The 12,335-nt window shown below is 49.7% G+C and carries 12 protein-coding genes; 2 read left to right on the top strand and 10 right to left on the bottom strand.

Annotated elements, in window-relative coordinates:
* Nucleotides 1-17: 17 nt before the first annotated feature.
* From cysC to MVC73_RS10125, 9 genes are all read right to left on the bottom strand, one after another.
* A complete protein-coding gene (cysC, locus tag MVC73_RS10165) occupies nucleotides 18-563 on the bottom strand; it encodes an adenylyl-sulfate kinase (RefSeq protein ID WP_297510658.1) in 546 nt (181 codons plus the stop codon).
* 31 nt (nucleotides 564-594) lie between these two features.
* Complete coding sequence (locus tag MVC73_RS10160) at nucleotides 595-810, bottom strand: DUF2283 domain-containing protein (protein WP_297510654.1); 216 nt, start codon at nucleotides 808-810, stop codon at nucleotides 595-597.
* Nucleotides 807-1,058, bottom strand: a complete 252-nt coding sequence (locus tag MVC73_RS10155) for a DUF4258 domain-containing protein (protein WP_297510651.1) — start codon at nucleotides 1,056-1,058, stop codon at nucleotides 807-809. The genes MVC73_RS10160 and MVC73_RS10155 overlap by 4 nt, the downstream gene beginning before the upstream one ends.
* 24 nt (nucleotides 1,059-1,082) lie before the next feature.
* The gene (locus MVC73_RS10150; RefSeq protein ID WP_297510648.1) at nucleotides 1,083-2,513 is read right to left on the bottom strand and encodes an alkaline phosphatase family protein; all 1,431 of its coding nucleotides are present in this window, start codon (nucleotides 2,511-2,513) and stop codon (nucleotides 1,083-1,085) included.
* Between the two features lie 5 nt (nucleotides 2,514-2,518).
* On the bottom strand, nucleotides 2,519-3,454 hold the full coding sequence (locus MVC73_RS10145) for a DHH family phosphoesterase (RefSeq protein ID WP_297510764.1): 936 nt from the start codon (nucleotides 3,452-3,454) through the stop codon (nucleotides 2,519-2,521).
* A 154-nt stretch (nucleotides 3,455-3,608) separates the two neighbouring features.
* Entirely contained in the window at nucleotides 3,609-4,748 is a 1,140-nt protein-coding gene (sat, locus tag MVC73_RS10140; protein ID WP_297510761.1) for a sulfate adenylyltransferase, read from the bottom strand.
* Between the two features lie 21 nt (nucleotides 4,749-4,769).
* Nucleotides 4,770-4,985: a CopG family transcriptional regulator gene (locus MVC73_RS10135; RefSeq protein WP_297510645.1), complete on the bottom strand. Its 216-nt coding sequence runs from the start codon at nucleotides 4,983-4,985 to the stop codon at nucleotides 4,770-4,772.
* 69 nt (nucleotides 4,986-5,054) lie between these two features.
* A complete protein-coding gene (locus tag MVC73_RS10130) occupies nucleotides 5,055-7,415 on the bottom strand; it encodes an STT3 domain-containing protein (protein WP_297510644.1) in 2,361 nt (786 codons plus the stop codon).
* A gap of 351 nt (nucleotides 7,416-7,766) precedes the next feature.
* Entirely contained in the window at nucleotides 7,767-8,762 is a 996-nt protein-coding gene (locus MVC73_RS10125; protein ID WP_297510758.1) for an NDP-sugar synthase, read from the bottom strand.
* A gap of 75 nt (nucleotides 8,763-8,837) precedes the next feature.
* Here MVC73_RS10125 and MVC73_RS10120 point away from each other — a divergent pair, with 75 nt between their 5' ends.
* Nucleotides 8,838-9,788, top strand: coding sequence for an NAD-dependent epimerase/dehydratase family protein (locus MVC73_RS10120; RefSeq protein WP_297510757.1), 951 nt, complete (start codon nucleotides 8,838-8,840; stop codon nucleotides 9,786-9,788).
* Between the two features lie 266 nt (nucleotides 9,789-10,054).
* Here MVC73_RS10120 and MVC73_RS10115 read toward each other — a convergent pair whose 3' ends face one another.
* Nucleotides 10,055-10,816 carry a hypothetical protein gene (locus MVC73_RS10115; protein ID WP_297510641.1) on the bottom strand — a complete coding sequence of 254 codons (762 nt, stop codon included), beginning with the start codon at nucleotides 10,814-10,816 and terminating at the stop codon, nucleotides 10,055-10,057.
* 368 nt (nucleotides 10,817-11,184) lie between these two features.
* Between MVC73_RS10115 and MVC73_RS10110 the strand changes: the two genes are divergently transcribed.
* Nucleotides 11,185-12,335, top strand: a 1,151-nt coding sequence (locus tag MVC73_RS10110) for an oligosaccharide flippase family protein (RefSeq protein ID WP_297510638.1), incomplete at its 3' end; no start/stop codon positions are given.

Genomic DNA, 12,335 nt, shown 5'->3' with positions numbered 1-12,335 from the left:
GCCCTCCCCCCGTAGGTTCAAGGCAGGTAGCCCAGCTCGCGGGCCTTTGCTATGACTGCCTCAACTTCCTCCTCTGGAGTCATCCTTGAGGAGTCTACTTCAACTTCCGGGTTTTCAGGTTCCTCATAAACGCCGTCGTAGCCAGTTAATCCTTTTATCTCGCCCCTTAACGCTTTCGCGTAGAGCCCTTTCGGGTCGCGCTTTATCCTGACCTCCAGGGGAGCGTAAACGTAGACCTCGATGAAGTCTCCTATCTCTTTTCTCGCGTATTCTCTGACGGCTTTGTATGGCGAGATTAGCGAAACTATCGCTATGACGCCGTTCCTGCTGAGGAGCTTGGCCATATGGATTACAACCCTGTTGTGCATCTCCCTGGCTTCCTTTGAAAAGCCCAGGTTTGGGTAGAGGGTTTTTCTTATCGTATCGCCATCGAGTATCTCGACGCGGTAGCCCATTTCCCTTAGTCTTTTTGCCAGCTTTACGGCTAAGGTCGTCTTCCCCGCCCCGCTCGGCCCTGTGAGCCAGATTGTAAAGCCCTTTTCGAGGCTTTTGTGCCCAGTCATCTCATCCCCTCCGTTCGATGATTGCCAAGCATTAATGGACTGTGGCCTCTTCGATCTTCACAGTTATTTCGTTTAAAGGATACGAATGAGTTCTCATAGAGGCGTTGATTATTTCTATGCCTACTATCTCCCCGTTCTCGCCGTAGTCTATTATCACACCTTCTTCTACCTCAATGGTCTCGACAATCTTTGCGTCGGAGAACTTTATGTACATGACATCGTGCTTGGGATCGTAGGATATCCTCACCTTTCCTCACCTCCATGTTTTTTGACTTTTGACGTTACGTAGGCTGTAATAACTACTAACACCCCATCCGTTTCCTCTTCGTAGATAACCCTTATCAGTTTACCGTTTAGGTGTTTCTGAGCGACTCTCCTGCCGCAGTATCCCTCTAAAACAGTGTCAGGGCTTGAGAGCGTTTCTTCTATGAGTTCTTTTGGTATTCTCCTTTCCCTAAGTCTCTCCAGTGCATGGGGAATGAACCTAATTTCCATCGCATTCACCTTGAGACCTAGAGCTTAGAGGATACTCCTCCCTCTGAGCTCTTCAGCCTTCTCCCTCAGGCCGAAGAGGGTGAGCACTGTTGGAGCAACGTCATAGATTGTGAGCTGTGTCCCCTTCTCCTCATCCAGCCCGGGCAGGTAGAGGGAGAAGACCCCAACCTCGGAGTGGTTGGCGTCGTCCGGGCCGGTGTCGTTCTCCGGCAGGTAGTTGGTTGGATGCCCAACGGTTCCTGCCGCGCGCCAGTTCAGGTTGTCGAAGTAGACCATTATGTCCGGCTTGCTGCCCCTTGTGACGGGATAGATGTCCTCGGGATAGTAAACACGGTTGTCCCACTTCTCGCCGTTCGGCCCCCTTATGGAGCGTATAAGCTCGGCAACCTCGTCCCTAACTTCTTCGAATTTGCTCTTGGGAACTTTCCCGAAGAGTTCCCTGCCCTTCACGTTGAGGAAGATCCTTGAGTAGTAGCCTCCCCAGCCCCATGCTGTCGTCTCCTTCCAGTCAATCTTTACCTGCTCGAAGCGCTTCACCTTACCATCGTGCAGAACCTCAGGGTTCCTCATCTTCAGCAGGCCCTCCTCGGCGAGCCACTGGTTGACGGCGAAGTTGCCGTGCATCCCCTTGATTCCGTGGTCAGAGACTATCATGACAGCGGTTTCGTCTAGGTCTATCAGCTTTAGCGTCTTTCCAATTTCTTTGTCTAGGAGCTTCCAGTAGTCTGGAATGACGGTCTCGTACTTGTTTCCTTTTCCCGGATAGAGGTGGTGGTTGGGGTCGAAGTATCTCCAGAAGGCGTGGTGAACTCTATCCAAGCCTATCTCGACGAAGTGGAAGTAGTCCCAGTCCTTCTCTTGGAGGAGGTATCTGATGACCTCAAACCTCTTCTCCGTCATCTCCCAGAGGCCTTCCTTAACTTCATCTTTGGCCTCTTTCCTGAACGGGACGTCGAAGATGTACTCGCCAACCAAACGCTCAATCTCCCCCTTAAGCTCCTTAGGGTAGGTGTAGTCAACGCTGGCATCGGGCGTTATGAAGCAGCTGACGAGGTGGCCTTTGATCGGCTTCGGCGGATAGGTCGGCGGGACGCCGACTATTATCGATTTCCTCCCCGTTTCGCCAAGATGATCCCACAGGGTCGGTTCCTTCACCTTTTTACTGTGGGCAATCCAGTATTCCGTGTAGCTGTAGCCCTTCCTGTGTCTGAAGCCGTAGAGACCGAGCTCGCCCGGTGTCTTCCCTGTAACCATGACCATCCACATCGGAATCGTTATCGCGGGAATCCCCGTCTTCATCGGCCCGTGGATGGAGCGCTCGATGAGCCTCCTCATGTTTGGCAGTTCGTCGTAGAACTTTCCGAAGAGCAGCTCCGGCGGAGCGGAATCGAGACCTATAACGAAGAGCTTCTTTGTTTCGGCCATACCTTCCCTAACCTTCCTCTCAAACTCCATAACACTCACCCCAGATATTCCTCAATGATTCTGAGCGCATTCCTGATTTTATTCCTCCCGCAGACGCAACCTACAACTTCCCTCTTCCCCCCGGAGTTCGTGCCTAAGGCTTTAAGCCTGGCGATAATCCCCTCCATATCTATCCTCTCGGCCTCTTCCGGGGAGATCCTGAAGTACATCTGGGCCTTTCCGTGGAAGTTCTCATTGACAACAATGGCTCCACGGTAGTTTAACTCCCAGACGAGCTTTCTCGCGACCTTTGAGATGATGTTGAAGGGACTCTCAAATTCCACAAAGGCAAAGCCGTTCCTCTCCTCGGCATCCGAGAGGGCTTTTTCTATGGCCTCTCTTATCGCTTCCGCTTTCTTGAGCCAAGGCTCGTATTCGAGGAGGTCTTTAGTATTGTTCTCAAGGAGAACCCTTACTGCATCCTCCACCGCTTTTCTGTCCATCGCGATGTAGTTGGAGTCTATTAGTTCCACCAGCCTTAGGGCTTCCGACTGCGATAGGCCTTCTTTCTTGAGGAGCTTCCTAACAACATCCAGCTCGAAAGCCTTCTCGCCGATGTCTCCAACGGCGCCGAGGGCGCTCCACGCGTTGAAGACGTTGAAATACTCCGAGACGACGAGCGAGCATGACGGATAGTATTCGCCCTTAAGAGAAGGATTGACCTGCCCCACGAGCGGGTTCTTAATCCTTCCCTGATTGTGGTGGTCTATGAAGAGCGTCGGAATTCTCACCCTCTCGACCTCGTTCGGCACGTTGAAGTCGAGGACGTAGAGTATATTGGCCTTCTCGATAGCGTTCCATATTCTCTCGTCAAACCTGAAGTCGCCTATCGGTGCCGTCATGTTCGTGAACTCCTTCAGTTTAAGGGCCTTCACGAGAAGCGCCGCTGAGGTTATCCCGTCCGTATCCCAGTGGTGAACTATGAGGTGCATGCCGGCTTTCTCTAACCCAGCCCTCTCGGTTAGGAACTCTTTGAGAGCATCATTTTCTGCCTTCCTGCCGAAACTTTCAATTACGTCCGCTATGCCACTCTCAACCTTCATTCCGAACACCGTTTAGAATTAAAACGAGAAGGCCGGATAATACTCACTCCACGAACGGATTCTCGAAGCTCCTGACTACTTCATAAACCTCGGGCCTCATCATGTACTCCGGTGGTTGCTCCCCGGCCATAATCATCTTCCTCAGCTTTGTTCCGCTTATGTGGACGTGGAACTCCTCACTGTGGGGACATATCTTCGCGTTGACCATTCCCCCGCACTTCTTGCAGTAGAAGGCCTCCCTGATGAACATCGGCGTTATGCCGAGGTCTGGGAAGTTGTCAAACATGTCCCATGCTTCATATGGCCCGTAGTAGTCGCCAACGCCAGCGTGATCTCTCCCGACGATGAAATGCGTTGCACCCATGTTCTTCCTCATTATAGCGTGGTGGATTGCCTCTCTAGGCCCGGCATAGCGCATCTCGTAGCGAACCGTCGCGAGAGTCGCAGCGTCCCTTGGATAATAATGCCTGAACAAAGCTTCGTAAGCCTTTATTATGACCTCGTCCTTGTAGTCGCCCTTCTTCTTCCTTCCGAGGACGGGGTTAACGAAGAGGCCGTCAACGAAGGTTAAAGCCGCTTTCTGGACGTACTCGTGGCCGAGGTGAGGAACGTTCCTCGTCTGAAAAGCGACTATCGTCTTCCAGCCGAGCTCCTTGAAGAGCACCCTAGTCTCGACCGGCCTAAGGGTGTACTTCGCGAAGGGGTTTGGAACCTCGTTGAGGAGCTCTATCTCACCGCCAACCAGATAGTCACCCATTCCCATTACCCGGGCAACGCCCGGATGGTTTATGTCATCGGTCTTGAATACCTTGATCGCGAACTCCCTCTTGTCATAGGTGTAAATCTCCTCGACGTGCATCCTCGCTATCGGGAGGCCGTCGTAGTAGAGCAGAACGGCGTCCCCCTCGTCAAAGTTGGGCCTTTTCACGTCGAGGACTATCGGAATCGTCCATGGTAAGTCGTTGCTCAGGCGCATGCTGTCAAGAACACTTTGGAAGTCGTCGCTCGTCAGGAAGCCTTTGAGAGGGGAGTAAACACCGTGGGCGATGTTCTCAAGGTCTATCGCCCTCCCGTGGTCTATATCCACCTTGGGGTATTCCTCCTGCTCGCTGAGAATCCTCTCGCGGGTTCTTTCAGCAACTATTCTCCTTACAAGCTTTCCGCCATGGGGCTTTGAGACCATTTCCACCACCTAAAAAAGAAATCAGTCGAGGTAGCCGAGGGCCCTGAGACGCTCCTTGACCTTCTCTTCTTCCTCCTCACTGAAAACTTCCTCCTCTTCCTCCTCAAGGTTCGCGAGAACTTCCCGGAGGACGTAGGTGACGTACTCATCTACGCTTTCGAAGCCAGTTCCCTCGACGTGCTCTTTTATCCTATCATAAAGGCTCTTCGGTATCTTAATCTCAACGAGCTCCTCCATTCCGATCACCTCTGGCTTTAAATACACCTACGGATACCACTCGGGAAGATTAATAAGGGTTTCGGGATGCTAACCGGTCCCCAGAACGTCGTCAATCCTGAAAATGCCCCTGTCTAGAACTAGTCCCTTCTTGGTGTAGGTGTATCTGACGACCACACTCCCATTGAGGTTCTCGGGCAGGATAAACTCGTCCTTACCCTTAACGTTGAACCACTTTTTGTAGACCAGAGTCCCGTTGTCGAGAAAGCCGAGTATGCCGAGTGAAGTTCCCGTGTCGTTCTCGAACCTCAGCACGATGGAACCGTTTCCCTGCTCAACCACAACGTTCGGATGGATGAAGCGGAAAATTTTTACAATACCTCCGTCTGAGTAAACCAGCCTGTAGTTCTTGGGATACTCATCGGTGAACATGAGCCTCGCCAAGGGGGTTCTGAAGGCCTTAGGATTCATTATCACGGCATAACCATAGTTCAGGTTGATGTAAGCGTAGAGGCCTGGGACCCCCTGGGATGAAAGCTGAACCTCGCTGATAACTTTGCCCCTCTCGACGAAGGCCCTTTCGGGGCTCAGAACCCTCCCGGCGATGTTAACCTTGACGTTCCATATCTTCCCGGGAACAGCCATCAGGGAGTAGGGGCCGTTTGAGAACACGAGCATACTTCCATAGGACTCTCTTCCGTACAGGGGGATGAGGACGTAGTCCTCTGGAGCTCCGGCAGTCTCAACAACCGAGCCAAACTTTAACACTGTATCGTAGGAGACTATCACGTAGTCCACGCCAAGATTCATCAGCTCGGAGTCCTTTTTTAGGCCCAGGTAGTACATTGCCACCCACTTGCTCGGCTCTCCCTGGGCGACAGGGGCGCGCATGGAGTAATAGGTTACCCAGTGGCCCTGATCCCACCACGTTATAACCACGTCGTTTACGTTTGAATGGTTCCCGAGGTATTTGAGCGCGTTCTCCCAGTAGGGGTTCATGAACGGCTTAACAGATAGTGAGGTCTTAAACCCCTGATAGGTCGCGACTGCTGGCGTTCCAATCACAAAGAGAAGCAATATTAAAGACATGGCCCTCTTTAACTTAGCTTTCCCGATGTTCCTCACGAGGGAATCCGAGAGGTCGTAAAGCTCAACGAGTCCTATACCCGAGGCAAGTGCAACTCCGAGGGAGGCTATGAAGAGGAAACGCGTCCAGATCAGGGCCATTGGAAGGAGAACAGTGAGCGTTCCAAGAAGCAGAAAATCGGCTATCTTGGGCTTTCTAAAGCGGAGGAAGAAGAGTGGAAAGAGCAGACCCGTAACCCCGTAAGCCTCCCACCAAGCCCTGAAGGACATCCTCTGGGTCTCAAGTATGGGGTTGCTGGAGAACAGCCCGAGGAATGCGTTCAGGAACCTGTCGAAGTAGGTAAATCCCAGCCACAGGAAGAGCGCCGTTCCGGCACCGATTATAGCGAGCCGTTGTTTCGGCTCCTTCACGAACTTTGAGATGATGAGAAGGGCCAGCAGGGCGAAAAGTGCAACGGGGAGGGCGTATTTGAGGTAGAATATAAGGAAAACGTCCTTTATTGTACCGAAGTGAATTCCTAGTTGCTCGGCGAGCTTTTTAGCGATCCAGCGGTTGTAACCCACCATCCCATAGCCGAGAGTGGCGCCTATCTGGTTGGCGAGGAGTGCCCCGATTGCCGTTCCTCCCGCCAAAGTCAGTCCGTCAATTATGTAGCGGTCTCTCTTGATGAGAAAGGCCCCGATTCCCAGCAAAATGGCATTAGCCAATACTAGAGCGAATATCGGGTAGTAGGCCTGCCAGAATGCAGCAGCGAGACCTGTTGAGAACGCTGGAATCAGGTAAAGAACTAGTTGCCTGTACCTCCAGCGCGGATTTTTCTTTGAGAGTGCGAGTGCCGTTCCAAAAAGCGCCACGCTGTACCAGAAGAGCATGTAGTTGTCCCCGCGGTAGTAGCCTGCCATCGAGCGGAAGACGTGGCCAAAGCTCACCGCGAGGAAAAATCCCGAAAGAAAGGCCGTTCTTTTGCCGTAAAGTTTTAGGATGGAGAGGTATGCGAAGGCAACCGTCAGGACACCGAAGATTACGGGGGTTATCCTGAAGGAGTTGTAGAGTGAGAGGCCGAAGATGGAGAAGAACTTGTGGAGGTAAGCGGGGGTCATCCAGAGGCCGAGGGGGTGGAAAAGCCTTATCTGAAACCCCCAGGGGCCTGTAGCGTAGGGGAAGAAGTTCACCCACTCACCCTTTTCCACCGCGTAGCGGATGTAGGCAAGGTGAAAGTAGGGGTCGTAGCCGAGGAGGTACTTAAAGCGTATCGGGAGGAGCCGGAGGATAGAAGCTACAGCAACTATAATGGGAACGGTGAACTTCGGCGCGAGGATTTTCTGACAGATAGATGACGCTGTCTCATAGGCTAACACTCTCATAAAGCTTCCCCCGCGGGTGATCTATTCTTCTTGGTTTATTGCTATTGCAAAGTAATAAAAGCGTTGTGTAATCGTCGACAGATACCCCCAACAGTTGAGTATAGGAAACTGAAACTTAGGAAACTATCGAAATAATAAAAACAGAATTATTTGGGATTATTTCGGAAATCTGTGAGATCATAAACTAGAGTTAAACTCCGTTAAGAGTGAAACTTTCACTCCAGTCTTGCCTATGGAGATGCTCTTCATTCCTTTTCGTATCGCTAATTCAAAACTTGTAGGATTAATGATAACTCAAAAACATTAGCTAGGACTCCTTTTGTTGAGGGTAATGGAGAATATCCATCAGCTTTATTCCCCTCTCTGTATTTTTGCATGACCCCCTACGAGGCTCTTCCTGAGCTCAAGGTTTCTTATTTCACACTTCTCATCTATTATCGAGCGCCATATCGTTGAGTTTCTTATGATGCTCTTTCTGAATATTATCGAGTCGCTTATGTCGGAGTTCTCTATGATGCACTCCTCGCCAATGTAAGCGTACGGCCCTATTATCGAGCGCCCCAGTATTTTTGCACCCCTCTTTATGACGACAGGGGGTATTATCTTGGCGTAGGGGCTTATCTGTATCTCCTCCACGTGGCTTTCGCTCAGAAGTGTCTTTAAAGCCTCCAGATAGCTGTCGGCGGAACCTATGTCGTACCAGTAATCCGAGAAACGATAGGCCCTGATTTCCTTTCCCTTCTCCAGAAGCCACTGGAGGAAGTAGCCGGGGGAATCCTTGTTGCCGTTCTGGAGGTATTCGTCGATAAGCCTCATAATCTTCCTCGGGAATATATAGACACCTGTGCTTACGAGAGTGGAGCTGGCAATGAGGGGCTTTTCCTCGAAGGACACGACCTTATCACCCTCAAGGACGACGACACCGTACCTCTTCGCCAGCTCGGGGTCGCCAACATCGTAGACTGCTATGAGCGTCTCACCCCTGTACCTGCCCAGAAAGTCCCTCAGGGAGAAGGAGAAGAGGTTGTCGCCTGCGATAACGAGGTAGTCATCGAGACCGAGCTCATCAACTGCCTTCTTCATGGCACCTATCGTCCCCAGTTTCTCCTCTTCGTGAAGGGTGTCCTCAACTATCAGCCCCACATCGTATCTCTCGGCGTACGGTCTGAAATGGGTCTCAAAGAAGCGGTTTGTTGAGATGTAGGTCTCAACGTCCAGTTCGAGCACCTTGTCCAGTATGTACTCCAGTATGACCCTATTCCCGACGGGGAGTAATGCCTTTGGGTTGTCCTTGGTTATTGGCCAGAGCCTCGTGGCGTAACCACCGGCCATTATCAGCGCCTTCATGCCAACCACTCACCGGGCATCCAATCTCCCCAAACCTATTTAAATAAATTTTCCCCATGACAATGGGTGGTGGTAGTGAGGATTTTAGTAACTGGAGGAGCAGGTTTCATAGGCTCTCATCTGGTTGATGCCCTTATGGAGACTGGAGGAGAGGTTCGCGTCTTAGATGACCTCAGTGCGGGCTCTCTGAATAACATCAGACGGTGGCTGGAGGATGAACGCTTTGAGTTTGTGCGGGGTGACATGAGGGACTTTGAAACCGTGAAAAGGGCCGTTGAGGGAGTTGATGTGGTATTCCATCTAGCGGCGAACCCGGAGGTAAGGATAGGCTCCCAGAGTCCTGAGCTTCTCTACGAGACCAACGTCCTCATCACATACAACCTGTTGAACGCCATAAGGAACTCGGATGTGAGATACCTCATTTTTACGAGCTCCTCAACTGTCTACGGCGATGCACAGGTCATCCCTACTCCAGAGAACTACGGGCCACTTGAGCCGATAAGTGTCTATGGTGGAGCAAAGTTGGCTGCAGAAGCTCTGATAAGCGGTTACGCCCATACTTTCGACTTTAAAGCCCTCATCTTCAGGCTGGCCAACATAATAGGAGAGCGCTCAAACCACGGCGTTATCTACGACTTCATTAACAAACTCAGAAGAAACTCCGAGGAGCTGGAGATACTCGGCGACGGAAGGCAGAGGAAGAGCTACCTCCACGTGAGCGATACCGTTGAGGGTATGCTCCACATCTTTGAGGCCTTCAGGAGGGAGAGTAAGCTAGTGGACTTCTACAACCTCGGCAATGACGACTGGATAACAGTCCGGGAGATAGCGGAGATAGTGAGCGAGGAGATGGGTCTAAACCCAAGGTTCATCTTTACGGGCGGAGTCGACGGCGGACGTGGCTGGAAGGGGGACGTAAAGTTCATGCGCCTTGATATAGAAAAGGCCAAGAAAACCGGCTGGAGGCCGAGGCTCAGCAGTCGTGAGGCCGTCAGAAGGACTGTGAGGGAGCTTTTAAAGAAGTGATCACTTTATTACCTCGTATACCTTCCTCGAAACTACGGATATGTATTCATCAACCCAAACGTTGTAGTTGAGTTGGTGAATAGCTTCATCGCCAATGGGATTCGAGACCGTCATTGGAACTTCACTCAGCATACTCGGCTTCCTCAACAACGGAACTCCAATCTACGAGATAGGGTAAAACGCGTTGTAGTTAGATATGTGTAATGTTCAGAAGAAGCGGTGTTGGTGTTTCAGAATAAGGGGTGTGCTTGAAAGTTCTTACTTAACTAATTTTCCTTGGTGTCTTCTTGGATGCGAATGCTTTTGTTTGAATGGTGAGTATCCTTGTTGGAGCTGAATTCTACAACTGTGGGCAGATTTAGTACCCCTAAGTGATGCTTTTCCCTACACCTCCGTAGTTCCTCCATTAAAAGCTCTATCTGAAGGTCTCTTAGCCTTATTTGCTCCTCCAAGTCTGTGATCACCTTATAAAAATACGCCAGCAGGGTCGTCTCCTGTTTGAAGAGAAGTTGCCCTACTTGAAACCTCCTAAAGCCTTGGGATGAAAACCACCTGTTGATGTCTTCAGTGATGAGACGCATTAAAATATAAGAGCCCAGATTACCCTTCTCCAGCAGTTCCATGAGGGCGATTTTTTCAATGGCGATTTGAACACTCTTGTATACTTCAGCAAGCTCCCTAAGAGTAAACTTCAATGAGCCCCTTTCCTCAAGATGCTTAAGATAGCTCCATCCCTGCCGAGTTATTTTGTACATGTACTTGGAGCCACAGTTGTATACCCTTCCCTTTTTGTTCCTGCACTCTCTGGGTACCTTACGACGTTTGAGAAACCCCATCTGATAGAGCCTGCGGAGGTCATTGGAGATAAGCTTCGGCCTCGTCCTCTTGAGTATCCGCGGATCCTTCCTCTTCCGGTAGAGATACCTTGAAATTGCCTCAGCTGCGGTTCTACTATCAAACTCATTTTCGCCGAAGAGCACCGCGAGGGTTTTGAGTATCTCCTGAAAGTCTAGGAGGGAAGATGGCATAATTCATCACCTAATTAGATGATGAATTTTTGGAAATTTAAGTGTTCCCTTGGGATAGGGTGGATCAGCGTGAGAAACTCACGCTTACCCAAGTTGGTTTGAAAAAAGAACTAAAGAGCATACAACCACATAGAATGCAAATGGAACCAAACATCATCACCGGAATAAAAAGAGCTCTACACCGAAGACCTTGCGCGCTCTTAAAGAGTTCTTGAATTTAAGAACTAAAATTCATAGATAGAGAACTCTCAGAGCTGGAAAAGTTTTTAATTTATTGAAATGAACCTGACCCAGACCCTCAGCTTGGGGGAAACGCAATGGGGATTTTCAAAGACCGGATTGAGAAAAGTATGTTCATTAAGGACACGATGATAATGATGATAGCAATGGGATTTTCAAACTTTTTCAACTATCTCTATCAGCTCTCAATGGGGAGATTATTGACCCCCATTGAGTATGGAGAGCTCTTCAGTTTGTTGTCTTTATTCTATATATTCTCAGTGTTCTTTACAACGGTGAACACTTCCATAACAAAGTTTACATCAATTTACAAGATAAACAACGAGTATGGAAAAATCAAGACAATCTTAGTAAGGGCCAGTAAAAGTCTAGCACTGATTGGGGGGTTAATTTTCTTGGGGGTAGTGATTTTAAGCCCATATATATCCAAGTTTCTTAAAATTGATAATCCCCTACTAGTAGTTATACTCTTCGCATCCGTACCATTTGGATTTGTTCTTCCAGTATATCAGGGAATTTTGAGAGGACTACAGAGATTTGGAGCCTTGGGGATAAGCGCTTCTTCCTGGTCGTTCTTTAAACTCTTCTTTGGTGTCCTTCTTGTTTTACTTGGCTTTGGGATCGTTGGTGGTATCTCTGGAGTGTTCCTGGCCCATGTATTTGCCCTCTTTATAACGCTGTTCTTCCTCAGAGATTTGCTCAAAGTTGAGGGAGATAGTGGAGCAAATCTCAGAGACATTGTAAACTACAGCAGCTTAGCTTTTCTGGCAATATTCGCATACACGACAATGTGGAACATTGATGTTATTTTAGTCAAGCACTATCTATCCCCTTTGGAGGCCGGACAGTATTCAGCCATCTCTGTACTGGGAAAGATTGCCCTATTCGCCCCAGGTGCCGTTGGAATGGTGATATTTCCAAAAGCCGCTGAGATGCATGAAAAAGGAGAAGAGCACGTCCACGTGTTGCTAAAAGGATTGGCGTTGACGCTTTTGATTTCCGGGGGGATAGTTCTGGTCTATGCTCTGTTTCCAAAGTTTATCATCACGTTCATTTACGGAGAAAAGTACCTCAGCGTTGCGCCGTATTTATGGAGGTATGGGCTGGCGATGATGCTTTTTTCAGTGGCCAGTATAATAGTTAACTATTCTCTATCAATAAACAAAACAAGGGTTTCTCTTTATCTGCTGGGCATGCTCATAATTGAGATAACACTACTTTCCCTCAACAGGGAGGGCATAGTCTCAATAATAAACATGTTGATTGTAGTTGGTATCTT

The organism is Thermococcus sp. (assembly GCF_027052235.1).
GTDB lineage: Archaea > Methanobacteriota_B > Thermococci > Thermococcales > Thermococcaceae > Thermococcus.
The sequence above is the reverse complement of the archived record's forward strand: the minus strand, read 5'-3'. Positions and strand labels throughout refer to the sequence as shown.

What these genes read in the sequence shown, in the direction of transcription:
- cysC (WP_297510658.1), bottom strand. Translation starts at nt 563, where the DNA reads ATGACTGGGCACAAAAGCCTCGAAAAGGGCTTTACAATCTGGCTCACA.
- MVC73_RS10155 (WP_297510651.1), bottom strand. Translation starts at nt 1,058, where the DNA reads ATGGAAATTAGGTTCATTCCCCATGCACTGGAGAGACTTAGGGAAAGG.
- MVC73_RS10150 (WP_297510648.1), bottom strand. Translation starts at nt 2,513, where the DNA reads ATGGAGTTTGAGAGGAAGGTTAGGGAAGGTATGGCCGAAACAAAGAAG.
- MVC73_RS10145 (WP_297510764.1), bottom strand. Translation starts at nt 3,454, where the DNA reads ATGCACCTCATAGTTCACCACTGGGATACGGACGGGATAACCTCAGCG.
- sat (WP_297510761.1), bottom strand. Translation starts at nt 4,748, where the DNA reads ATGGTCTCAAAGCCCCATGGCGGAAAGCTTGTAAGGAGAATAGTTGCT.
- MVC73_RS10135 (WP_297510645.1), bottom strand. Translation starts at nt 4,985, where the DNA reads ATGGAGGAGCTCGTTGAGATTAAGATACCGAAGAGCCTTTATGATAGG.
- MVC73_RS10130 (WP_297510644.1), bottom strand. Translation starts at nt 7,415, where the DNA reads ATGAGAGTGTTAGCCTATGAGACAGCGTCATCTATCTGTCAGAAAATC.
- MVC73_RS10125 (WP_297510758.1), bottom strand. Translation starts at nt 8,762, where the DNA reads ATGAAGGCGCTGATAATGGCCGGTGGTTACGCCACGAGGCTCTGGCCA.
- MVC73_RS10115 (WP_297510641.1), bottom strand. Translation starts at nt 10,816, where the DNA reads ATGCCATCTTCCCTCCTAGACTTTCAGGAGATACTCAAAACCCTCGCG.